The 25,366-nt window shown below is 37.1% G+C and carries 17 protein-coding genes; 12 read left to right on the forward strand and 5 right to left on the reverse strand.

What is annotated here, in order from left to right; translation table 11 throughout:
- The 4 genes from CUN59_RS21620 to CUN59_RS00255 form a co-directional block, all read left to right on the forward strand.
- On the forward strand, positions 1-220 hold a 220-nt coding region (locus tag CUN59_RS21620; protein ID WP_207765340.1), incomplete at its 5' end, for a hypothetical protein.
- Positions 221-1,227: 1,007 nt separating this feature from the next.
- The gene (hetF, locus tag CUN59_RS00245) at positions 1,228-3,708 is read left to right on the forward strand and encodes a cell division protein HetF (protein ID WP_104385991.1); all 2,481 of its coding nucleotides are present in this window, start codon (positions 1,228-1,230) and stop codon (positions 3,706-3,708) included.
- Positions 3,709-3,842: 134 nt separating this feature from the next.
- Entirely contained in the window at positions 3,843-4,181 is a 339-nt protein-coding gene (locus CUN59_RS00250) for a P-II family nitrogen regulator (RefSeq protein ID WP_104385950.1), read from the forward strand.
- Between the two features lie 471 nt (positions 4,182-4,652).
- Positions 4,653-10,955, forward strand: a complete 6,303-nt coding sequence (locus tag CUN59_RS00255) for a PDDEXK-like endonuclease domain-containing protein (protein ID WP_104385951.1) — start codon at positions 4,653-4,655, stop codon at positions 10,953-10,955.
- Between the two features lie 66 nt (positions 10,956-11,021).
- Here the strand turns inward: CUN59_RS00255 and CUN59_RS00260 are convergent, their stop codons facing one another.
- Positions 11,022-11,915 carry an alpha/beta fold hydrolase gene (locus CUN59_RS00260; protein ID WP_104385952.1) on the reverse strand — a complete coding sequence of 298 codons (894 nt, stop codon included), beginning with the start codon at positions 11,913-11,915 and terminating at the stop codon, positions 11,022-11,024.
- A gap of 2 nt (positions 11,916-11,917) precedes the next feature.
- Positions 11,918-12,418 carry a HugZ family pyridoxamine 5'-phosphate oxidase gene (locus CUN59_RS00265; RefSeq protein WP_104385992.1) on the reverse strand — a complete coding sequence of 167 codons (501 nt, stop codon included), beginning with the start codon at positions 12,416-12,418 and terminating at the stop codon, positions 11,918-11,920.
- A gap of 407 nt (positions 12,419-12,825) precedes the next feature.
- Here CUN59_RS00265 and CUN59_RS00270 point away from each other — a divergent pair, with 407 nt between their 5' ends.
- The 4 genes from CUN59_RS00270 (at position 12,826) to CUN59_RS00285 (ending at position 17,471) form a co-directional block, all read left to right on the forward strand.
- A complete protein-coding gene (locus CUN59_RS00270) occupies positions 12,826-13,488 on the forward strand; it encodes a class I SAM-dependent methyltransferase (RefSeq protein WP_104385953.1) in 663 nt (220 codons plus the stop codon).
- A gap of 349 nt (positions 13,489-13,837) precedes the next feature.
- Positions 13,838-14,425, forward strand: coding sequence for a biotin transporter BioY (locus CUN59_RS00275; RefSeq protein WP_104385954.1), 588 nt, complete (start codon positions 13,838-13,840; stop codon positions 14,423-14,425).
- Positions 14,426-14,516: 91 nt separating this feature from the next.
- Positions 14,517-14,978: a signal peptidase II gene (gene lspA / locus CUN59_RS00280; protein ID WP_104385955.1), complete on the forward strand. Its 462-nt coding sequence runs from the start codon at positions 14,517-14,519 to the stop codon at positions 14,976-14,978.
- 228 nt (positions 14,979-15,206) lie between these two features.
- Positions 15,207-17,471, forward strand: coding sequence for a transglycosylase domain-containing protein (locus tag CUN59_RS00285; protein ID WP_104385956.1), 2,265 nt, complete (start codon positions 15,207-15,209; stop codon positions 17,469-17,471).
- A gap of 229 nt (positions 17,472-17,700) precedes the next feature.
- On the opposite strand, the gene CUN59_RS00295 is transcribed toward CUN59_RS00285, so the two are convergent.
- Both CUN59_RS00295 and CUN59_RS00300 read right to left on the reverse strand, forming a co-directional pair.
- The gene (locus tag CUN59_RS00295) at positions 17,701-19,089 is read right to left on the reverse strand and encodes a DUF4335 domain-containing protein (protein ID WP_104385958.1); all 1,389 of its coding nucleotides are present in this window, start codon (positions 19,087-19,089) and stop codon (positions 17,701-17,703) included.
- 6 nt (positions 19,090-19,095) lie between these two features.
- The gene (locus tag CUN59_RS00300; protein ID WP_104385959.1) at positions 19,096-19,722 is read right to left on the reverse strand and encodes a DUF3038 domain-containing protein; all 627 of its coding nucleotides are present in this window, start codon (positions 19,720-19,722) and stop codon (positions 19,096-19,098) included.
- A gap of 304 nt (positions 19,723-20,026) precedes the next feature.
- Between CUN59_RS00300 and CUN59_RS00305 the strand changes: the two genes are divergently transcribed.
- On the forward strand, positions 20,027-20,545 hold the full coding sequence (locus CUN59_RS00305) for an adenine phosphoribosyltransferase (RefSeq protein WP_104385960.1): 519 nt from the start codon (positions 20,027-20,029) through the stop codon (positions 20,543-20,545).
- A 257-nt stretch (positions 20,546-20,802) separates the two neighbouring features.
- Positions 20,803-21,849, forward strand: coding sequence for an ABC transporter permease (locus CUN59_RS00310; protein WP_104385961.1), 1,047 nt, complete (start codon positions 20,803-20,805; stop codon positions 21,847-21,849).
- A 97-nt stretch (positions 21,850-21,946) separates the two neighbouring features.
- Here the strand turns inward: CUN59_RS00310 and CUN59_RS00315 are convergent, their stop codons facing one another.
- Positions 21,947-22,552, reverse strand: a complete 606-nt coding sequence (locus CUN59_RS00315; RefSeq protein WP_104385962.1) for a hypothetical protein — start codon at positions 22,550-22,552, stop codon at positions 21,947-21,949.
- Between the two features lie 1,253 nt (positions 22,553-23,805).
- Here CUN59_RS00315 and CUN59_RS00325 point away from each other — a divergent pair.
- Together CUN59_RS00325 and CUN59_RS00330 are read left to right on the forward strand one after the other, a co-directional pair.
- Positions 23,806-24,291, forward strand: a complete 486-nt coding sequence (locus tag CUN59_RS00325) for a hypothetical protein (protein WP_104385964.1) — start codon at positions 23,806-23,808, stop codon at positions 24,289-24,291.
- A gap of 226 nt (positions 24,292-24,517) precedes the next feature.
- Positions 24,518-25,282 carry a fimbrial biogenesis chaperone gene (locus tag CUN59_RS00330; protein WP_104385965.1) on the forward strand — a complete coding sequence of 255 codons (765 nt, stop codon included), beginning with the start codon at positions 24,518-24,520 and terminating at the stop codon, positions 25,280-25,282.
- Positions 25,283-25,366 lie beyond the last annotated feature (84 nt).

Below are 25,366 nucleotides of genomic sequence, written 5' to 3' on the forward strand. Positions count from 1 at the left end.
TGGAGTTCTCTATCATGCTCCGGAAAAAAATGGGGCTAAGGAGATCAAGGAGTCACCGAGTCAGGAGTTCAACGAGTTTTTGGATTTGAAAATTTTGATTTCTCAGACTAAAAATCTTTTGTTTTGGTACTATACTCGTTCCAAACCTTTGATTGGTCCGGGTTTTGCATTTTTTCATCAAGTCCTAACTAGAAAAGGAAAAAACCCCCAGTGGTGTTAGCCAGCCAGGGGAAGTTAGTTATCAGGGTGCATCTACTGGCTAATTGTTCTGGAGTTCTCTATCATGCTCCGGAAAGAAATGGGTGTATGGCTATAATTATGTATGTGGTGCTAATTAGAAAAAGAAAAAAACCCCAGTGGTGTTAGTCAGCTGGGGGAGTTGAGTTATCAGGGTGCATCTACCAATAATCTGTTCCTGGTTTTTAACTTATGCTCCGGACAAAATTACCTGAATATCACTCTATGTCACATACCGAAAAAATTTCTGTGGCTAGTAGCTGGTTAGGGGAGTTAGTTGTTAGGACATCATCTACTTAATACAACAGGAGCCAGAAGTCAGGAGTAAAACTAGCTTGCTGCCTGGCTTTGAATTTAGATCCTGTACCTCATTAATTTGTAATCTGGTGTATCTGATTTAAAAATGCTGATAAACGTTCTTGGCAACCAGGGACGTTTTTATTTGCCACAATCAAAACTAGGACTTACGCAAGTGTCACACCAAAAAATCTGTTGTAGGGTGCGTCAGACAGCGTAAATTATGTAAATAACCAAATTGTTGATATCTGATGTGGTTGGTGAGCTTGTCGAACCACACCCTACCAATATGTCAGTTGCCTAAGTCCTAAAAACAAGAAAACCCCTAGTGGATTGTTATCAACTAGGGGAATTGAAGATCAAGGTGCATCTACCAATAAAAATTTCTGGACGGGGATCAAAGAATCCGGAATAAAGTTGTCGAAGGCCAGGGGGCAGAAAACTGCTCTTGAAAAACTAGATTAAGATGGATGGAGAATGAACCCATAATTGAAACATTAGTGTGGCAAAATACATCTAAAATATGAGCGGAACTAGCTGGTGATGAGGTGGTTTGCAAAAGTAATGAAGATTTATAGGTTTTACCTACAATTATTATGGTGCAATTTTTAGGCGCGATAAGTTCAATATGAATGTATAAGTTGCGCCAAGCTGTGCTGATCAGCATTGTCTAAGTTTTATGGAGCAGAAGTTGTGACCCAGGAATTTCATCTTTCCGCAACGCCGGTGGGACAAAATGACTATCTGGTGAGGACGGAACAAGTTGCACCTGGGGTGCCGTTGGCAGAAGAACTGGTGCATTGGCCTGTGGCGGAGTGGTTAGCTGCGGCAGGACATTTGATGGATGACCCTTTGCAATTGGTTTTGCAGGGGGATATTATGACCAGAAACTCTGTTAATTTGGTGGCCTTGGGTCAGGAGTTGTATAATGCGCTATTTCAAGGAACTCTGAGAGATAGTTGGATTACTGCTCAAGGTATTGCCCAAAATCACCAGCAGGTGCTACGGCTGAGATTGGGGTTGAAGGATACCAAGTTGGCGCGGTTGCCGTGGGAAGTGATGCACGCGGGCGATCGCCCTTTAGCTACGGGTCCCTATATTACCTTTGCTCGTTACCAAAGTGGTATTGCTCCAGCATCCCGGTTAATGAGTAATAATTTGCCCCAGATGTCAGAAGGACGGGGGCTGAGAGTCTTAATGGTGATTTCTTCCCCAACTGACTTGGTACGGCTGGATTTGCTGAAACAGGAAGCTATCAACCTCAAGGCCGAACTACATCGCCAAGCGTTAAGGATGGCGGATAGTAATCATCATCTACCGGAAATTGAGTTAACGGTTTTAGATCAACCGGGGAGAGAAGAACTCACCCAAGCTTTAGAACAAGGACATTATCATATTCTTCATTATTCAGGCCATAGTAACGCGGGCGACAATGGTGGACAAATTTATCTGGTGAGTAAAAAAACTGGTTTAACAGAAATTCTCAGCGGGGATGATTTAGCTGGGTTGTTGGTGAATAATAATATTCAAATGGCGGTATTTAACTCCTGTTTGGGAGCGTATAGGGCTAGACCCCAGAGTGGGGAAGATTCGGCGGAACGGAATTTAACAGAAAGTTTGGTGAAACGGGGCATTAGAAGTATTTTGGCGATGTCAGAACGCATTCCTGATGAGGTGGCGCTGACGTTAACCCAGTTGTTTTACCGGAATTTGAATCAGGGTTATGCTTTGGATTTGTGTGTGAGTCGGGTACGTCAAGGCTTAATTTCTGCTTATGGTTCTCAACAAATGTACTGGGCTCTACCGATTTTGTATCTTCAGCGAGACTTTGATGGTTGTTTAGTGCCAAGTGCTAATTTATCTGACTACTCGCAGTTATTGAGTGAATATCAGCCAGGGATAGCAGCTAATAATTATAACTATACTGGGGTGGGGAATAATCCAGAAATGAGTTTAGGGATTGATGACATTCTCAATCCTAATTTAGATGGGGATCGGTCGGGTCTAGACTGGCTGGAGGAAGATACTTGGGGTGATGTGGTAGATGAAATTGAATATGATGATCCTGGCTATCATCAAGATTCGGCCATGGTTTCTGATTTATTGAGTGAGCTTCGCTCTTCTGTGAAGTCATCGGAAGAACCAAGTATGAAGGCGGAACTCATTCAAGAGGATAAGCCCCATCTGTCACAAATGCAGGTTTCCCCAACTGAGCAAAATTTAGATTGGAGGAATGTACCGACTCAAATTACATCGACTTCAGGGAATATCGAGAAGCGTCAGACCAATCCTCAGTTATCACCTTCACCTGTACCAAATCAGGGTCATGGCTCTGGGCGGACAAAATCGCCATTGCTGTTATATGGTCTTGGTGGTGCGGGTGCAATGGCGATTATTGCTGGTATAGGTTGGTGGTGGTATCAATATCAATTTCCCCGGTCTGGTGAGATGCCGATAATTCCTAACCAAAATTCCGTAAATCAACAATATCCTCAGATTAATTTGGCTACTTCAGCTACAGGTATTGTTACCGCTACAGCTACCGCACAGTTAACTCAGGGCAATTTAAAGGCTGGTTTGGATGCCATTGATGAATTACTCAATCGTGGGGCTTTTGGGTCAGCAGAAACGGCTTTAAATTTGATTCGTCCAGAGGATGGGGAAAATCCATCGGTGAACTTTTTACGGGGGCGGTTGGCTTGGCAGTTGGTACAAACTAAAAATAATAAGTATAGTATTGATGATGCCCGTCGTTATTGGACTAGGGCGGTAGAGAATCAACCGGATTCTATTGTGTATAAAAATGCTTTGGGATTTGCCTACTATGCGGAAAACAATCTCAATTATGCTAATGATGCTTGGTTTAAATCCCTGAATGTGGCTTTAAAACCCCAGGAAAATAAAAATTCTAGCCCAGTGAAATATCCGCAAATAGCTGGTAATGAGGAGGCTTTGACTGCTTATGCTGGGTTAGCTTTAGGTTTATATAAATCGGCTCAAAGTCATACGGGTGATAAACGCCAGCAATATTTACATGAGGCGATTAAACTGCGACAAATGGTAATCCAAAATGCGCCCACGAATTTTACCGTTGAGAAGTTGTCACAAAATTGGTTGTGGACGGAACAGGCGATCGCAGATTGGCGATCGCTTTTGCAAGAAAATAGTCCATAATTGGAGACAATGAAAAAACCGTGCAAATTCCATACATGAGGCTGAAATTAAACAACTATGGCTAGATTGACAGTGTGAGACAATGAATCTGGTTAGATATATAAACGACGTTATTAGAAGTCAGGAATCAAAAAATGAGAAAAGTAGAAGCCATTATCCGTCCATTTAAGTTGGATGAAGTGAAAATTGCCCTAGTTAACGCGGGTATTGTTGGGATGACTGTTTCCGAGGTTCGGGGTTTCGGACGGCAAAAAGGTCAAACTGAACGCTATCGCGGTTCAGAGTACACTGTGGAGTTTTTGCAAAAGCTGAAGGTGGAAATTGTGGTTGAAGATGCTTTAGTAGATATGGTTGTGGATAAAATTATCGCCGCAGCCCGTACTGGTGAAATCGGTGATGGTAAAATCTTTATTTCCTCTGTTGAACAAGTTATACGGATCCGGACAGGAGAAAAGAATACAGAAGCCGTATAAATACTAAGTGTTAGGTGTTGCGTATCCAAAAAATGGGCGTTGCTGAATCTCCGAAGATGAAAACAGAAAATCAGCAGCACTTTTTATATATAGCAATGCTATAACAACAAGATCCCCGACTTCTTAAAGAAGTCGGGGATCTGAATATTGCAACTCACATTCCGCATAAGCGGAGAATAAAAAAATAATTATCTCCAAAAACATTGTTTGGTAAGGGTTTTCAGGATTTTAGTTCAAAGGAACTATAAAATGTTTATTAGGAATTTATCTCATTTATTGAGAATATTTTTGGAGTAAAGTTTGTACAACCCTGAATCTTTCGTGATAATTATTCAGAATTGGATTTTATCTGCGGAATGTGGGTTGCAAGGTTCACAAATTAAACAGGATGGTTATAGTCCTCTACCTAGTTAATGCTGGAATTACTGTATAATTATCTTTATTAGTTCACTCAAAGATACCACAACAGCTATGACACATCAAAATCTTGAACTTAGGGTAGAACATAAACCCTTATTTAGTTTCGCACTTGAACAGTCAGGAGTGCCTCTAGTTGGTCCTGTATATATTGTGAATAATGATCCTTCACCTTTAGAAAATGCAATATTAGAAGTAGCTTTATCTCCTGATCTTGGAGAAGCATTATATATACCAATTCCGAGACTTCATGGAGGAGAGGGGTGTAAATTTGATGTTATTGATATCCACTTACCTCCCGGTAGACTTGCGAAAACATTGGAATCTGAAAGAATTATATTAGAATGTAGCGTTAAACAAGAGGATCAGATTCTTAAAAAATATCAAAAAGAAGTTACATTACTAGCGTATAACGATTATAGTTTAAAAGATTTATATTTAGAATTATTGGCTTGTTTTGTTACTCCTAATCATCCTGTAATTATGCAGGTTTTGAAACAAGTACGGGAAATTTTAAAAAGCAATACCGGAGATAATTCTTTACCTGGATATCAAACAGGAAATCCTCAAAAAGTTTATGAAATGACTAAAGCTTTATATGAAACTTTTAAAGAATTAGGAATTTCTTATATTGATCCACCTGCTTCTTTTGAAGGTCATCAAAAAATTAGATTTGCAGATCAAGTATTACAAGATCAAATGGGAACTTGTCTTGATCTATCAGTTTTAGCTTGTTCTTGTTTAGAACAAATGGGTTTATATCCCTTATTTGTTATAATCGAAGGTCATGCTTTTATTGGCGTATGGTTGCAAGAAGAAGAATGTAATCATGACCTCATTATAGATGATAAATTTAAATTAATTAACTTTTGTCAATCTGGAAACCTGCTAGTTTTTAACTCCAGTTCCTATGCAGAATATCCGCAACCTTCCTTTCAGCAAGCAATAGATGTAGCCTTCAACTATCTAAATAATACTCCCTTAGTTGGAGTAGTTGATATCAACATTGCGAGAAATAATGGCTATAAACCTTTACCAATTCGGATGGAAGCAGTTGAAAATACTGAAGTTGATCATGCAGAAATTACCAGTTTAGCAAAACAAATCTTAAAACAAGCTGCATTAGCTCAAAAGAATGGAGAAGTTGAACCTATTACCAAACAAAAAGTAAAAGAGAAGTTACCAGAAACAGTAGAAAAACGCTTTCAGAGATGGAAAGCAAGTTTATTAGATTTATCTACAAAAAATAGACTATTAAACCTTGCGAACTTAGATGTTAGTAAATTAATTGCAGAAATTTTAATTAAAGAAATTCAAATTTATTTAGCTGGTATTATTAATAACCATATTGAAGAATCTCAAGAAAATACAGATTCAGAATTAATTGCTCAGTTAATACAAATATTTGAGAGTATCAAGACAGAAAAAATATTAGGAAAAGATTTTAATTTAAGTCAGCAATTTAATTTAGATGCTTATGTTAAAAGTTTTAATCAAAATATAGAATTTCCATTTTTACAACAAGAATTACAAAGAATAATTGGGCAATATGAAACAGCTTTACTTAATCACGCTTATCAAGCCTTTTTGAAAAAGGTTAACATAAAAAAACAAACATTCATAATTTTAGATATACATGATAAATTACTACCAGAGTTTGAAGATTATCTTGCATCTGGTCAGTCAATTGAAATTATTCCAGGTTCAGATGATAAAGACCAAAGAAATCAGCAATTATTACAAAATAGAAGTGATGAAAGTGAAATATTAGCAAGAAAAGCATCAGATTTATCCCAGGGTAAATGTCAAGCTGTACAAGGATTAGGACTACCTATTTTATGTGATAGCACATGGCTTTCTTCCATAGGTAAAATATTAGAAAAAGAAGCGATTCTCAGTAAAGAAGAAACCGGAGCTAGTAACCTTTATATTGCATTAGGTTTACTGCAATATAAAGAAAAAGCAAAGGAAATTCCCCAACTAGCACCTTTATTTTTATATCCTATTAACTTAACTGTTAATCGTAGTAATTATCGAGTTAATTTTAAATTAGGAGATAACGATCCATTAGGAAATGTGACTTTATTTGAAAAAATCCGTAAAGATTATGGATTAGAAATACAAATTCTCGCTAAACCTCCAGAAGACGAAAGTGGATTTGATATTACTAAAGCTTTCCAAGAAATTAGAAAAGTTATTGCCAATCAACCGGGATGGTTAGTAATAGATGCTGTCGTAATTACCACTTTTAACTTTGGTAAGTTCCTCCTATGGAAAGATTTGCAGGATAATACAGAGATTTTGTTGAAAAATCCCCTAGTTCAACATATTGCTATGGGAGGTTTACAACCTCTTGCTGATCCTGTGGGAGAAATACAACCTCAGATTTTGGATACTCTTCCAATGTCAGAAATACCAATGGTAGTTGATGCAGATTCTTCTCAACTTTCTGCTGTTTATGCAGCATTACAAGGACGTAGTTTTGTACTGCAAGGACCACCAGGAACAGGAAAATCACAAACTATTACTAACTTAATTGCTGCTTTTTTAGCTAAAGGTAAATCAGTTTTATTTGTAGCTGAAAAAATGACAGCTTTGGAAGTTGTTCAACGTCGTTTAAATCAAATAGGATTAGGTGATTTTTGTTTAGAACTCCATAGTGATAAAGCTAACCGTAAACAAGTTATTACTTCTTTAGCAACATCTTTAAATCAAGAACGGTTATCTAATGTACCTTTGGCAGAAATTATTGAAGAATTAGAACAAATTAAACAACAACTTGCTACTTATCCTCAAATATTGCATCATCAATATCCTATTGGTAATTCTCTCTATGGAGTTTTAGGAGAATTAACACAACTAGAAAATATTGAATCTATCCATTTATCAGGAATAGATATAGATAATTTAACTCAAGCGCAGTTAAAAAAATTCAGTAATTTACTAGATCAATATGTGATCCGTGCCAAAAAAGTTGGTGCTATTGATCAAAATCCTTGGAAAATTAGTAATTGTTGTGAATCAAGTTTATCCCTACAAGATGAAATCAGTAATTTTCTGAATCAACTAAAAGCCAAGTTATCTAATTTAGACAAAGCATTAACGGCATTTTTGACAACTTTATCAATAGATATTAAACCTTCTTTAAATTTATTACGACAATTACCACAAATAGGACTTGATTTAGCTGCGGGGGGAATTTATGTCGCAGCTTTTGATCAAGAAAAATGGTTGAATATCTATCAATTTACTAATGGTTATTTACAGTCCTCACGTCAGATGTTAAAACATCAAACTCAATTAGCACAACATTGGAATGAGCAAATATATACTTGCGATTTAGAAAAACAGTTAAAAACCTTTGAAAAAGTTCAGAAATCCTTTCCTTTATTACGTTGGTTTTTACAAATTATTCCCCGTTTCTCTCTCCGTTCTTTTACTAAAGGTAAACTACCTGACAATGAACAAATTATTCAAGATTTGCGATTAGCTTTAGAATTAAAAAAAATAAATGAAAATCTGCAAAAACAAAAGCCAAAACTTGATAAATTATTTGCTCCTATTTGGAAACCAGATTATAACAATGTCAGTGAATTACAAGGATTAATAGAAAGAAGCCATCGCTTTTATAATTTTATACTTACTCTTGATAATGACTTAATACAGATCATTCAAAAAATCAAATCAAGAGCTAACGAAAAGGTTATTAACTATCCACAAATACAAGATATAACAGATAATTTGATTCAGAGTTTTCATGATTTAGAATCAACTTTAAATCAATTCATGGCAAAAATACAGACTGAAAATGAAATTATTGCCAGTTCCAGTCAGGATTTTATTGACCAGTTGCATAATTTAATTACTCAACTCAGTCTTCATAAATCAGATTTTCCAAATTGGTGTCTTTACAATCAAATTTGCTCCGAATTAGCACAAAATCATCTTAACCCATTAGTAGAAGCTCATCATCAGGGAGAGATTGAATTAGAAGATATTCACAAGGTTTTGTTAAAATCTATTCTGCGACCTTGGTTTGTGAAAAATTTTGATACTCAACCTGTATTACGTAATTTTGAAGGTGGAGAACAATCACAAAAAATAGAGAAATTCCGTCAATTACAAAAGCGATATTTAAAACTGTGTCAAGATTTTATCCGTGCTAATTTAGCAGAAAAACTACCTGGAAACAATGTAGTTTTTGAGGGTTCAGAAATAGGGATTATTAAAAAAGAAAACCAGAAACAAAAAGGACATATATCTATTAGGTCTTTATTTAAAAAAATTCCCAATCTTTTACCGAGATTAAAACCTTGTTTTTTTATGAGTCCTTTATCTGTGGCTCAATATTTACCTGCTGATGGTACACAGTTTGATTTAGTTGTATTTGATGAAGCATCCCAGTTAGAAACTCATGATGCAATTGGGGCGATCGCTAGAGGAAAACAAGTTATTATAGTGGGTGACTCTAAACAAATGCCACCAACTTGCTCAGTAGGTAAAAATAATAGTGATTCTATCACAGATGAAGATGATATTGTAGATTTAGAGAGTTTGCTTGATGAGGCGATCGCTAGTCAATTTCCCGAACAAATGCTGCAATGGCATTATCGCAGTCGTCATGAAACTTTAATTGATTTTAGTAATAGAAATTACTATGATGGTAAACTAACTATTTTCCCAACCGCAAATAGTTTTAATCCTTCCTTGGGTTTAAAATGGCATCACACTCCTGATGGACTTTATGAACCAGGAGAAAGAACAAATAAACGAGAAGCCAGAGTATTGGTAGAATTTTTAGTGCAGCAATTACGAACTTATCAAAGACATGAACGCACATTTGGCATAATTACATTTAGTTTGTCACAAAAAGAAGTAATTGATCAATTATTAGAAAATGCTTGTGCTAAATATCCAGAAATTGCACCACATTTTGATAAAGAATTTAGTGAATACGTCTTTGTTAAAAATCTAGAAAGTGTTCAGGGAGATGAACGAGATGAAATTTTATTTAGTATTTGTTATGCTCCTACTCAACATGGTCAAATGTCCATGAAATTTGGTAATTTAAACAATGTGGGTGGAGAAAGAAGACTTAATGTTGCACTCACTCGTGCGCGTCTATGTTTACGTATTTTTTCAACAATAACTGCTTCCCAAATTGATTTAAAACGTACCAATGCAATTGGAGTTAGTCACCTCAAAGATTTTCTGGAATTTGCAGAAAAATTAGGTACATCAAAAGCCACTCAGTTTTTAAGAACTAACGACTTTGATAGTGGTATAGAACAGGAAATTTATCAAGCCTTAGTTGATATGGGCTATACCGTTAATTGCAAAGTTGGTTGTGGAGATTATCGTATTGATTTAGCTGTATTTCATCCTCATAAATCAGATGTTTATGTGCTTGGTATTGAAACTGATGGAAAAACTTATAAATCAGCCGCTACTGTACAAGATCGGGAGGGTGTGCGTCCATCAGTATTACAAAGTTTAAATTGGCGCATACATAGAATTTGGTCACTCGATTGGCAATTTAAACGAGAACAAGAATTAGAAAGATTAAAACAAGCATTAGAAACTGCAATTCAAGAATTTGATCAAGAAGATACTACAAATACTGAAATTACTGTTAAAACTAATCAAGTTGAAACAGATAAATCTCTCACATCAAATTTGCATCAATTAAAATCATTAGTAATTGAACCTCCTGAAGTAAACTCTATTAAAAGTTCATCTATCGAAAAAACATTTGTAGAAAAAACTCATGAAAATACTAACTTTGCTACTCCTATAATCCCTTACCAAATAGCAGTATTAAAAATTGTAACTACAGAAAATCAATTAATTTATAATGACGAAGCAACACCTATAATTAAACAACAAATCTTATCTATAGCAGAAATTGAAGCCCCCATTTTAATTACAGACATTGTACGTTTTGTAGCTCGGTGTTGGTCGTTCAGTAAAGTTTCCCAAGCACTTACTAAACGTATTACTGATCAAGTGAATCAACTTGTTGAACAAAAACAATTATGGTGTCATCAAGATTTCCTATGGACTTCAAAAAAACAATGGGAAAATTTACAATTTGCACGACAACCAATTGAAAATAGAAAGCGGAGAATAGAACAAATTCCTGTAGAAGAACTAGCAGTAGCAGCAGAGTGGATTGTATCTCAATCTTTGTCAATTGGTGAAGAGGATCTTTATAGGGCAATTGCCTCTTTATTTAGCCTTGGTAAATTCAATGATAAAATCAGGTTAAAAATGAATGAAACCGTTACTTTACTATGTAATAAAGGCAAAGCAAAACGTGATTCTAATAGAGTAGTTATGATTGAAAAAATAGAATAACAAGAAAAATAAGATACCCGACTTCTTTGAGAAGTCGGGTATCTGAATATTGCAATGTTCACGAAATTAAAGAGGATTGTTATATTTTTGCAAAATTCCCATCACCACCGCAGGTATTTCTAAATGTGGCAGTATTCCCGTGTCTGGTATTTCGTGAAAACCTTTAATAACATCAGGATTTAAACTTGCTAACCGTCGTCCTAATTGCATATTGGTAAATTGTGCTTTTTCACCCCACAACATTACAGTAGGAACTTGAACTTGCCGAATATATAAACTCAAATCAAAATAAAGATTTCCCCGTAAAAAGGACAAAGCTGCAAATTTAGCTTGATGTTGTTGTGCAGAAGTTAAGTAAGCATTTACCATTTCTTGATTTACTCTTTCTGGCTTAGCAAAAAGAAAACTTTGTAAAAAATTCCTAACTGCAATTTCATTTTCTGCACCCAAAGCATAAATTAAATTATCTACCAAAGGTGTATTAATTAAAGAAAGTGGTAATCTTCTTCCTGCACCTTCTCCAAAATCATTAAAACCAGAAGGACAAACTAAAAATAAAGCTTTGAATAAGTCAGGATAAGTGACAGCAAGACGAATAGAAAAAGCCGCAGTTAAAGAAGATGCTACTACAGTTACAGGTTGATGACAAGTTTGATGAATAAACTCAATAATCGTAGTTAAATAATCGTGAATTTGATAATCTCGCACCGGATGAGCAGATTTTCCCCAACCAATTAAATCTGGGGCTAAAATTCGATATTGTCCAGCATAAGCTGGGTAAATTTTCGACCATTCATAAGCAGAAGCACCACCTCCAAAATTATGTAAAAATAATAATGGTGGTAAATCTTGATCTTTGGCATTTTCCCAAGGTGCGGTAACCTGGGTATAGTAAACCATTGCACCTAAAGATGTGTGAATGAATTTACTCCCAAAACCTGGAGGTTGAAATTGCAGCATAATTATGAAAGTGAATCCTTAGTAATTTGGACAAGTTGATTTATATTATCAGCATTAATATTATAAGCAGCCCCAAACCCAATTACAAAACGTCCGCTATGGGGTGTCAGTTGCAAAATCCGAAAATCTGGTAAACTGCGTAATGTGGCAATCAATTCTCCAAACCGAATTGCAAATTTATCTACAATTTGCAGCCATTTTTCTGTTTCTCTTTCTATCAAAGTTGCTGTACAATCGAAATTTAACCGCCGACGCGCAAAAATTTGTTTAGTTTTAGCTTCATCATCAATAAATAAAACATTCAGATGAGGATTATCTTGAATGTTTTGGGTATGGGTAGCTAGTCCACTCACATAAATATAGATGTTTTTTGCATCATCCATCACAAAAGGAGCATAGCTAGCATTAGGAATTCCCTGTTTATTTACGGTACTAATAATAATGCTGCTAAACTCTTCAGGAAACTTTTCATATTCAGCTTGGGCTTTTTCCAATTGAGTCATCATGATATTATTTGATATTATTTATTTTAACCAACCGCAGAGGCGCAGAGAAAAAGGAGATGTTGAAATTTTATTTGGGACTTTTATATTATACCCATGGAATCAATAAACCCACACCCACAATATGATGTTTACTTTTTCATGGCGCAAACTTTCAAACCCCTTGCTGCATAGTTGGTTAAAAGGATTTCGTCACCCCATCAGGCGATCGCTCAAATCATAGAGCAGTTTGTGAAGGTATGAGGTACACATTTTGCGGGCAAGATACCCGCACCACAAAAGTTTGATTATGGTTGTACCTCATTTGAATGAAATATGCTGTATATAAAAAGAAGGGAGATGATATTAGGCTGAAGCGTAAACGAGATAGTCAAGAAGTAGAAAATAAAACCAGATTTTAGATTTTTATGTCAAAACAAACAATAGGCTTAGAACAAAACTTGTATGATTATTTACTTTCAGTTTCCCTACGCGAACCCATCACTTTAACTCAACTGCGTCAGGAAACCTCCCAGTTACCAATGTCCAGAATGCAAATATCTCCTGAACAGGGGCAATTTATGGCATTATTGGTAAAACTAATGGGAGCAAAAAAGACTTTAGAAATAGGTGTATTTACTGGCTATAGTTCCTTAGTAGTGGCTTTGGCTTTACCTGCTGACGGTAAAATAGTTGCCTGTGATGTCAGTGAAGAGTATGCTAGTATTGCCCGGCGTTATTGGCAACAGGCGGGAGTCGCTGATAAAATTGATTTGCATATTGCTCCAGCTTTGGAAACTTTAGATAGTTTATTAGCAGCAGGGGAAGCAGGAACTTTTGATTTTGCCTTTATTGATGCTGACAAAGGTAACTATGAAAATTATTATGAGCGATCGCTTGAATTAATTCGTCCTGGTGGACTAATTGCCATAGATAATGTGTTGTGGTCTAGTAAAGTTGCAGATCTAGAAATACAGGATAATCAAACTAACAAAATTCGGGCTTTTAATCGTAAATTACATCAAGATTCCCGAATTACCTTGAGTTTAGTTCCCATAGCAGACGGACTAACCTTAGCTATCAAAAATTAGACGAAAAAACTTAACTGTCCTTTAGGCAAGGGATGTAGCTTGCTTCCCGCAGGGTAAGCCAACTAGAGGCTATCTTCCTCCAGTGACTTGCGTTATACTAATTATCCCAGGAAAGGTAATCAACCTGTCTAAAAACCTAACTGCCCAAGGGTAATCTGTACCTTGACAATTAAATCTATGCGGTTCTACTGTATTGTTCTAGTTCCCTCCTAGCAGTAGATAAAAGATTTATAGGCCAAGCTCTTCTTATTTCTTGGCTATTGTATGATCTGCCAATGGCATAACCCTTGAATTCGCCTATACTTGTTGCTATTAATTCTCTCTGTTGCTTTTCCCTTGCGCCTAATAAATGTTTGTTGCCTCAAATCAACTGCTATGGTCTATGATAGGCTTGCTCCTAACAATGGGTGGTACTTTCCTGGAAGCTTATGGTGTTACCTTACCTTGGAATTGGAGTCAGCACGGAATTCAAACTCTGTCATTGGGTGTAAGCTATCAAATTGGTGCAGTGCTGCTGGTAGGTTGCTTAGGAGGTCAAAACGCTGGGGCATTGTCCCAAATTGCCTATTTAGTGATGGGATTAACCTTATTGCCAGTATTTGCAGAAGGCGGCGGTATTGGTTATGTTAAACTATCCCAATTTGGCTATTTGTTGGGTTTTATTCCTGGAGCTTGGATTTGTGGTTATTTAGCCTTTAAAGCTAGACCCCGACTAGAAAGTTTGGCTTTTAGCTGTATTTGTGGCTTGTTTACGGTTCACATCTGCGGAATTGCTTATTTAATTATCAGTTTTTTTCTGCCCTGGAAAGGAACAGAAAATCTGTCTCTGATCCAAGCGATCCTCAAATACTCCTGCTTTCCCCTACCAGGACAACTGGTAATAGTTTGTGCTGTAACTGTAGTGGCTTATGTCCTACGACATATAATGTTTTATTAGTCATTAGTCATTGGTCAGTGGTCAGTGGCAAACAAAAACAACTGACAACTGACAACCGACAACCGACAACGAAACAACTGACCAATTTATCATGCGTATAAAAAATCGCTACTTCTGGATGGCTGCTTTAACAGCACTTTTATTCGACCAATTGACAAAATATTGGGTAGTACATACCTTTGCTCTCTCTCAAACACTACCTATAATAAATGGTATATTTCATTTCACTTATGTTACTAATACAGGTGCAGCTTTTAGTTTATTAAGCGGCAAAGTCGAGTTATTGCGCTGGTTATCATTAGGTGTAAGTTTAGTATTAATTACCGTGGCATTGTCAGGTCCTTTGTTAAGTTTTTGGGATCAGTTGGGTTATGGGTTGATTTTAGGAGGAGCAATGGGCAATGGTGTAGATAGATTTAGATTAGGATATGTCATTGACTTTCTTGATTTTCGGCTGATTAATTTTGCCATATTTAATATGGCGGATTCTTTTATTAGTATGGGAATTGTCTGTTTGTTAATTGCGTCCTGGCAAAAAACACCCAGTAATTAAAGGAGACAGGAGGACAATTAGAGGAGGATTCAAACCTACCTCTCATTGAAGACCACTAAAACACAAGATTTTGGCGGGGGACTTAAACCCAAATGGTTGAGGTAAAAAGCTTTATTCTTAATTAAAAAATTTCCCTTCTGCCTCCTGCCCTGAAGCCTTCTGCCTCGCACGAAGGGTGGAACTAAAGATTAAAAAATTAGATTCTGATGTTTGAATTTTGAATTGTTTATGAATTCACCCCAACCTCCGCAAAAGCCACAAACCTTTATTGGTCAAATAACTCAAGCAGTAAATACCATTCAAGCCAGAGTTGATTTTACCAAGTTAGCACTCAAGCCTAATGCCAAAGTACCGAAATTAATGGTATATGATGCCGGGGCAAGTCAGGCAGAAGAATATCCATTATTGGGCGATCGCTATATTCTCGGACGTAGTTCTTCCTGTGATATCGTCGTTCGTAACCAAGTTGTCACCAAAATTCACCTTTCCTTGTCGCGGGATTCTTCCCAAAATACCCCTGTTTTTACCATTAAGGATGAAAACTCTACCAATGGGATATATCTGGGCAAACGCAGAATCAATGCTTTAGAACTCCGTCATGGAGATGTTCTCACCTTGGGACCACCAGAACTAGCCGCTTCTGTACGTCTGCAATACATAGATCCACCTGCTTGGTATATCCAATATCTCACCTATCTAGCTTATGGTGTTGGTGGTGTAACAACTCTATTTGCTTTGTCCATAGGTGTAGAATGGCTGAAATTTTCAGTCACACCTCTACCTACAGCCACCCGCGCCCCCATAGTAGTCTATGCAGGTGACGGTTCAACTCCACTACGTGAACCGCGAAATATCACTCACACAGACCTGAAGAAATTAGAGGACTTTGGCCCCTATTTAGCAGCCGGAGTCATAGCCTCTGAGGATAGTCGGTATTATTGGCACGTCGGGGTAGATCCCTTGGGTGTGTTGCGAGCCTTACTGATTAATACCCGTAGCGGTGATGTGCAACAAGGCGCGAGTACAGTTACCCAACAAGTAGCCCGCAGTTTATTCCGCGAATATGTGGGTAATCAAGACTCTTTAGAGCGGAAAGTCAAGGAAGCCGTCGTATCTCTTAAACTGGAAACCTTCCACAGCAAAGATGAGATCTTACTCACTTACTTAAATCGGGTGTTTTTGGGTGCAGATACTTCTGGCTTTGAGGATGCTGCTAAATATTACTTCAGCAAATCAGCCAAAGAATTAACTTTGGCAGAAGCCGCCACTCTAGTGGCTATTTTACCTGCTCCCAATGCCTTTGATTTTTGTGGCAGTGGCCCCCGCAAACTTAGCGTTACAAACTATCGCAATCGAGTGATTAAGCGAATGCGAGAAATGGGCAAAATCTCCACAGAGGAATCAAACCGCGCCCGTCGTTCTACGGTGCAAATTAGTCCTAAAGTTTGTGAACAACAGGCCAAAACCATTGCCCCATATTTTTATGATTATGTCTTTCAAGAACTGATCTCGATTTTGGGACCAGAAGCCACTAGAGAAGGTAACTATATAATTGAAACCCAATTAGACCCTTCTATTCAAGCGCAAGCAGAAAAGGCTTTAAAAAATTCTATTGCTAAAGATGGCGCAAACCTGGGTTTTTCTGAAGGGGGAATGGTGACTCTGGACTCCAAAACTGGAAGTATTTTGGCCATGGTCGGGGGAACAGATTACAGAAAAAGCCAGTTTAATCGGGCTGTGCAAGCCCAAAGACAAGCAGGTTCTACGTTTAAAATTTTTGCTTACACAGCGGCCATTGAACAGGGATTTTCTCCCTATAAAAGTTATTCCTGTAGTCCTTTTACTTGGAAAGGTTTTACCTATAAACCCTGTCGCAGTGGTGGTGGTAGCTTAGATATCGCTACTGGGTTAGCACTTTCAGAAAATCCCATTGCCTTACGGTTAGCCAAGGAAGTTGGCTTAAATAAAGTCGTGGATATGGCGCGACGGTTGGGTATTAAGTCTGAGCTTGAGGCAGTTCCAGGCTTAATTTTAGGTCAAAGTGGAGTGAATGTTTTAGAAATGACAGGTGCTTTTGGCGCAATTGGTAATCGTGGTATCTGGAATCCTCCCCATGCTATCAGTAGAATTTTAGATAGTAGTGATTGTAAAGATATTAAAGATTTACAAACCTGTCGTGTTGTCTATTCCTTCGATCAAGATCCAAATGGCAATAAACAAGCCCTAAAAACAGAAGTTGCTAATCAAATGACTACTTTAATGCGAGGAGTAATTACTAATGGTACAGGACGTAGTGCGGCTATTGGTTTAGGGGAAGCAGGTAAAACTGGGACAACAAATGATAATGTTGATCTCTGGTTTATTGGCTTTATTCCCGGTCGTCAACTCGTTACGGGTATTTGGTTAGGTAATGATAATAATTCACCTACATCTGGCAGCAGCGCCCAAGCAGCACAACTATGGGGCAATTATATGGGGAAAATTACTAAATAGGTTTGTTATCAGGGAATAGGGAACAGGGAACAGGGAACAGGGAACAGGGAACAGGGAACAGGGAACAGGGAACAGGGAACAGGGAACAGGGAACAGGGAACAGGGAATGGGGAACAGTCAACAGTCAACAGGGAACAGTCAACAGTCAACAGGGAACAGTCAACAGTCAACAGTCAACAGTCAACAGGGAACAGTCAACAGTCAACTGTCAATTGTCAACAAGCTACTATTATCTGTATCCTTCCCAGGGGGTAACTTGTAATTCACCTTTGGGAGTAAATACAACTTGAAAGTGCGCTAGAGGTTTTTTGTTGCCAATGGGGATAACGTTTGATCCGTAAACAGATTTTAACATCTGCGGTAAAGGCGTTTCTTCAAAATGCTCAAAAGCAACTTGGTTAAGTTGTTCATAGTCAGCAATGACACCTTCTTCATTGACGGCTATGCGATATTTCAATTCACTAGAAAAGGTAGGAGTAATACTCCAATTTTGACGAATTTTACTATAGAGTTTTTGATTCAAATCTTCGATTTTGCCAGGGTCAGTGATTTTTTCACCCATTAGTTTTGGTTTCTCTGGGTATCCAGCCCAAGGACTAACCTGTAAAATGCCTTTTTGTGTAAAGACGACCTTAAATTGAGCAATGGGTTCATTAGGAATGCGATTTGCAGGATTATAAAGCAGTTTAGGTAATGGTGTTTTTTCGATCGCATCACTAGCTTTTCGATTTACGGCTTTATAGCCAACAATACTACCATCGCCAGCCACACCTAAACGATAAACTAAGTCCTCTGGCAGTTCGGATCGGGTTTTCCAAGCTGGATCAATTTGATTATAAATTTGGCGATTTAATGCCCATAATTGTGATGAATCTCTGATTTCTGGAACTGTTTTTAACAGTGCTTCTAAATCTTGAATTCCCACTGGGCTTGCAGTTTCTGTGGGTGTAGTTGTGGGTGTAGTTGTGGGTGTGGGTGTCGCTGTACTAGACTGGGTTTCTGGTTTGACTTCTGGTGGGCGGACTTGAGGCGCAGGAATGAGGCTAAATGCTACTGCGGCTGCGGCTAGACTAGATACACCGATGGTAGCAGGGATGGCTTGTTTAATTAGGGCTTGACTTGAACCAGCATAACTACGGGTAACTGGATGTAATTCTAGGCATAATTCTGGTAAAGTCTGGCTGTCAGCAAAAAATTGATCTACTGCTTCTACCAGGTCAAATAATTGGACTGTGTTAAGGATAATTTGCAGGGGTTGTTCTTGGTTGTTGTTTTCTGTCTGTTGATCTGATGTAATTTCGCTATGAACAATTAATCTGTGTTTGTTGCTATCAATTTTTTGAAATTTAACTAGCTCTGAGTCATGATTTTGGATTTGGGGATTAGGTATATTACTTAATACTTCTTGGGCATAGACACTGACGGCTCTAACCAAACTTTCAAAAAATTCTCTGCCGCCTCTAATGGGTTGATTGTAATTAGATAAATGGCATTCTGCATTAACTAATATAGATAGTTCAGGACGCAGTTCTTGAAAGTTGGCAGTCCGCGCCATGTCGGTTAACCCTTCTAAAAGCAGGGTACAATTAGGCAAACTATATTTACGTTGGATATTCATTTTTATTTATTCTACCTCACCATCAAAAAGAGAAATCCAGTAGCGCTGCATTCCGGCTGTACCTGTACAGAATAGTAATTTTCCTAATAACTCTATAGCTAGTTCATCTAATTTTTCATCAGAAGTTAATGCTAATAAACCGGAACGACGGGAATTCATGCGACTTTTAAAATGCGCTCTAAATCTTTCTAGGTAATTGGCTAATCTTAAATTTTGTTCTGGGGGAATCTGTTTGTCGGCTAATTGTTGGTATATGGTTAGTAGTTGGCGGATGACAACTGTTAACCGTCGAGCAATGTAGCAAGCGATAACTACTAGGGCTTTAGCTTCTAAAATATCTAAGGAACGGCGATTATGCGCTCTCCGCATGGGGTTAGACGCGCGCATCCGCCATAGGTTTACCCGATTTTTGATGATTCCTTTCAGGTCTAGTTCTTCGGCAAAGGACAGGATGGCTTCAGAACCGCCCAGTTCTAAGGCTTCAATGGCTAGTAAAATCAGGTCTATTTCTAATCTGGTTCTCGTTGGACATACCTGTCCAGCGATCGCTGGATCTGGTAAAGTATCCAATATCATCGGTGTTCCCGAGGAATTTGGGCTGTTGAAAGATGTGACACTAGCAGAGACATTCATTCTAGAAAATACCTTATGCGTTTCCAATGTTTCATTTCATTTCAATCCTCAATTACTAAATAGTAATTGTCACTCATCGCTGGCGCGATATGCGCGATATTGCAGTTCAATTATATACATTACTTAGTTCTTCTACCCAAATGTTTCCATATAGATTAAATTTTAAAATTTTTGGTTATCGTCAATAAATAATAAACCAAAAGCTCCAGTTTCCAGGTTATGACATTATAGGGTAGGATTTTTGTTTCTCTAGGGAAAAATTTTCGCCTTTTGTCTTTTAGTTGACCACTAACTACTCACAAATATGGACTTAAAATCGCTAATTCGTGATATACCGGATTTTCCTAAGCCTGGGATTTTATTTAGAGATGTTACTACTCTACTAAGCGATCCGGTAGGATTGCGTTATACTATTGACCTTTTAGCACAAAAATGCTCAGAAATTGAACTTGAGGTGGATTATATTATTGGCATGGAGTCGCGGGGGTTCATTTTTGGTGCGCCTGTGGCCTATAAATTAGGTGCTGGTTTTATTCCTGTTCGCAAAAAAGGCAAGTTACCAGCAGCAGTTCATGCGATTGAATATCAACTAGAGTATGGTATAGATACATTAGAAGTACATCAGGATGCTTTAGTACCAGGTAGTAAAGTTCTGATTGTAGATGATTTAATTGCCACTGGTGGCACTGCTGAAGCAACAGCTAAGTTAGTGCAGAAAATTGAGTGTGAACTGGTAGGATTTGGCTTTATTATCGAGTTACGGGATTTACAAGGACGGAAACATTTACCTGATGTCCCGATTATTTCTTTGGTGGAATATTAGTCAGTATTCAGGAGTCACCGAGTCAGGAGTTTATGAGAAAGGATATAGCAATCCTAAATGATACGTGAGAGTTCAACAAGGCTCAAATGCTCATAAAACAGGGATTTTTATCTACGTATTTTCTCATAATTGGGGTAGGATTGCTATATTATCCAATTACCAATTAATAATTAACAACCTCAGTAATCACTGATAATTCCTTAATGATATAACCCTTGGGGTAAATCTAAAATCCAAAATCTAAAATCCAAAATCGAATGACGAATACAAAAATTTCCTTGGAGACAAACACCCGGTGGTTGATAAAACTGATAACAAGTGAAACTTTTATTTATGTAATTAAAAGGCTTTTACAGGCACTATTAACAATTTTTTTAGCGTCTGCTTTAGCTTTTTTTGCCATGAAGTTTTCTCCAGGGGATTATGTAGATACTTTAAGGCAGAATCCCAAAATTTCACCAGAAAGAATTGAGGAAATAAGACAGCAATTTGGTTTAGATAAGTCTTGGCCAGAACAGTTTAGATTTTGGTTACAGCAAATTCTCACGAAGGGAGATTTTGGAACCAGTTTTGTTTATCAACGTTCTGTATCTTCTTTGTTATGGGAAAGAGTTCCAGCGACGTTATTGTTAGCGATCGCTTCCCTGATTATAACATGGGCGATCGCAATTCCTTTGGGTATTCTCGCTGCTGTAAAACAAAATCGTAGAACTGACCAGATTTTACAAATAGTCAGTTACGCTGGTCAAGGTATCCCCAGTTTTATCACTGTCTTATTTTTACTATTTTTTGCCCAATTAACTACCCCACTTTTTCCCGTTGGTAATATGACGAGTATTGATCATGCAGAACTGACATGGTTAGGTAAAATTCTTGATATTGCTTGGCATTCAGTTTTACCATTAATTGCTTTGAGTATTACCAGTTTTGCTGGTTTACAACGCATTATGCGGGGTCAATTATTGGATGTTTTGCGCCAAGATTATATTCAAACTGCCCGCGCTAAAGGACTTCCAGAAAACCGAGTTATTTATGTTCATGCTTTGCGAAATGCTATTAACCCATTAATTACTTTATTGGGTTTTGAATTAGCTGGTTTATTAGGTGGTGCATTTATTACAGAAAATTTCTTCAATTGGCCAGGTTTAGGAAAATTAACCCTACAAGCTGTTTTAGCTAAAGACCAATATTTAGTCATGGCCAGTTTGGTAATGAGTGCAGTATTATTAATTGTTGGTAATTTAATTGCCGACTTGATTTTAAAAGCAGCAGATCCAAGAATTAAGTTAGAAGATTTGAATTAGAACCGGACTTACACAAAATGCCTCTTAAAATCTCTTTCCTGCATAAAACTTAATGTGAGTCTTAACAAATTTATTAGGTAAACTTAGAAAATTTAGTTTATGCCAAAATTCCTACCAAAATTCTCATTAGATCCTCTAAATCATTAGGAATGCGATACAAGGAAATATCCTGAAAAATTTGCTGATTGGTTTTTTCTAATATTCCAAAACGCCAAGCATCACCAATGGTAACACATCCATAAAAAACATCTCCTTCTTCCACTTGAGAAATAGCAATTAATTCTACAGCAAGTTGTGTAAAACCTCGTGTTAAATCATCATTTTTAGCTTCAACTACCAATAAACTAGGATTATGTTTGAGAAAATAATCTAAATTACCCTTTAACCAGTTATTTACAGACAATGGGTATTCAATTCTCACTTGACATTGACAATAGCGAGCAACTTCTAATAATGTTGGTGCTACTAGGGTTTCTCGTCTTGCTGTTTCACTACTTAAACTTACTAAAGGTAAAGATTCTTCAATTCGTTGTTTTAATTCCTCTAGTCTTTGTAAAGGATGATTACTTTTAGGTAAATCAATATGTCTTCTTATTAAAGAATAGCCCAATTCTGCTAATATTTCATCAGCTTCATAGGGCATTTCAAAGTAAGATCGAAAAGTGTAGGATTGACTTTCTAATAATATTTTTTTACGAGTCATAAATTTATCTGAATCAGAATTTATAGAATTTAGGATAGAATTAGGACTTACGCAAAACCTACTTCAAATACTGTCATTGCGACGTAAGGAAGCAATCTCAAACCCCTAGGTTTCGTTAAAATGCGTAAGTCCTAAGAATTTCAGAATTTATAGGATAAGCTGTTGTGCATTTAATTTGTATAATTCTTGCGGGCAAGATGTCCGCACTACAAGAAATAACAATATTAGGATTATTGGATCTAGCTGCGTAACAGTATAATTCTTGCGGGCAAGATGCCCGCACTACAAGAAATAGCGATCACAGCCTATTATAACTTCAATTTTTGGCATTGCCGAACTCAGGTATGAAATTGACAAATGTAAAGTTTGACATTTTGTGCCTTTGCTTACTTGTATTTAGGGCTTGCTGAAGAAACCAAAAACCTAGATATAAGTACCTGAGCAAAATTAATTTAACATTTTTGGAAAAAAGAAAAATCTCTGTATTCCTTATCTGTTCCCTGTTCCCTGTTCCCTGTTCCCTCTCCAAAATATAAAATTTATTTTGCACGACTACTTATTAAGAGTTTCAGGCTTAAAAAAGTGAATTAGGTGCAAGGAATAAGCATTGAAACCATTAAAAACCTATCACTTTCTCAGATTCGAGACTATTCTTATCTCCTCCTAATTCTTCCTCGGTGACTCGGTGACTCCTAGCCCTCACGAAAAGACTTTTTCAGCAAACCCTATGTAGTCTGACAGACTTTGCCAATGTGCCAGTTGCGTAAGTCCTGTCTTAATGATCATTAGCCTTAAAAATAGGACAAAGTAATTATTTTTACAAATAAAGCAATAGTATTCACGAGGGGTAATTCGTCAAATATTTTGTACTTTCTTTTTTGGATAAGTCTTTTGTACTGATGCAGCCTAGCACACTAGTAATGTCAAAAAAAAAAAAAAAAATCAGTATTATTGCTATTAATAATTGATATCTTTTATTAAATAATGTGATTGTCAACAGGAAAAACCACTGAAAATATAACAAGACTAGTACCGCAAGGCGGAAGTCAAAAGTCAAAAGTCAAAAGTCAAAAATAATATGGCGTAGGCTTTTTAGTAATTATTGAGAATGGTTGTTTTATTTACGCCGTGATCTAAAAAACACAAGTTGCTACTTGTAACTGTGGGTTTTGTTGATATCTTTGAATCACGCTTAACAAAACGGAATTTAATTGATTTCTACCTTTTCTAAAGACTTTCAGGAGAGAGTTACAATGTCTTTACGTCGTTTTTTCATTGCTTCTAGCTTAATTCTTAGTCCCCTTGGTTTTGGATCTGCTGCGTTTGCTCAGACAACTAGTAATATTAATCTTACTGCCACAGTGCCTGCAACAGCTAGCATTACATTAACCCCAACAACTGAAGCTACTAACTTATACGACAGCATATCCCAAAGTCAACGAGGGAGTGTAAAAATTGCTGACTTTAATGTTACAACTAACACACCTGGTGTAACCCTAACTGCATCCTCGATTAATGGCGGCAACTTGAGAAATAGTAATGGAGATGATATTCCATACAAACTTGAAATAACTGGTAGTGGAGGTGCGGCTCCAACCAATGGTTTTAGTACTGTAACCAACTTCTCAAGGTTTATGGATGGTGATGCAGACTTATACATTGAGATTCCAAACATAGTTAATTCCCTTGCAGGAACATACAGTGATACCTTAACCTTAACAATTTCCACTAGTAATTAAACCTTTAATTTTAGGACTTACGTAAGATGTGACTGAAAACCTTATTCTTGCGTAGGGGTAATTCATGTAGCTTGCTTCCCGAAGGGTATTACCCCTACTTTCGTTCCCTTTTGCGTAAGTCCTGAATTGGGGAAACAATAAAAATCCAGTTCCCTCACCTTACTAAGGGGAGGGTTAGGGAGGGGTAAAAACATTTAATCTAACTGTATTTGATAACAATTAAATCATGAAACTCTCAATTCGACATTTTTTTAGCTTTATTTTTTTTGTAGTATTAAGTAGCATTTCACCAGCACTAGCCTTTAAATTAGAGCCAATTTCTAAAGTATTTGAACCAGCAGGGACAGCTGCTACCCAGTCTTATAAAATTATTAATGATACCTCAGAACAAATCGCTGTTGAACTGTCAATAGTAAAACGAAAAATCAGCTTAGAAGGTGAGGAAACCACTGAAAAAGCTGATGATGATTTTTTAGTTTATCCATCCCAAATAATCCTACCACCTCAAGGTGTACAATCGGTGCGAGTGACATGGTTAGGTAATCCTAACCCTGAAAAAGAACTAAATTATCGTATTATAGCTGAACAGTTACCAATTAATTTAAAAGATACCCAACAATCACAATCACAGGCAATAGCAGCCGGAATCAAAATTACGTTTCGTTACATAGGATCGGTGTATATTCGCCCTAAAAATACACAATCTAAAGTTATCCTGAATGGCATTACTCATGAAAAATCAAAAGATGGAAAGGATTTGTTAGTAATTACTTTTGATAATCAGGGTACTCGCCGGGCAGTATTATCAGAATTAAATTTAAACTTAACTAGCGACAAAGGAACTCAATTTACTCTCAAATCAGAACAGTTAGAAGGTGTGAATAATGGGCTGATTTTGGCAGGTAATCAGCGACTGTTTTCTATTCCTTGGCCTCAACAATTACCTATAGGCAAAGTCACAGGCACATTTACATTTAAAGATGTTGAATAATCAAGAATATCAACCCCTTTGTCAAGCTCTCCTCATGAGGATGTTTGAAAAGATCCCCCTAAATCCCCCTTAAAAAGGGGGACT

It is taken from the genome of Cuspidothrix issatschenkoi CHARLIE-1 (assembly GCF_002934005.1).
Classification (GTDB): Bacteria; Cyanobacteriota; Cyanobacteriia; order Cyanobacteriales; family Nostocaceae; genus Cuspidothrix; species Cuspidothrix issatschenkoi.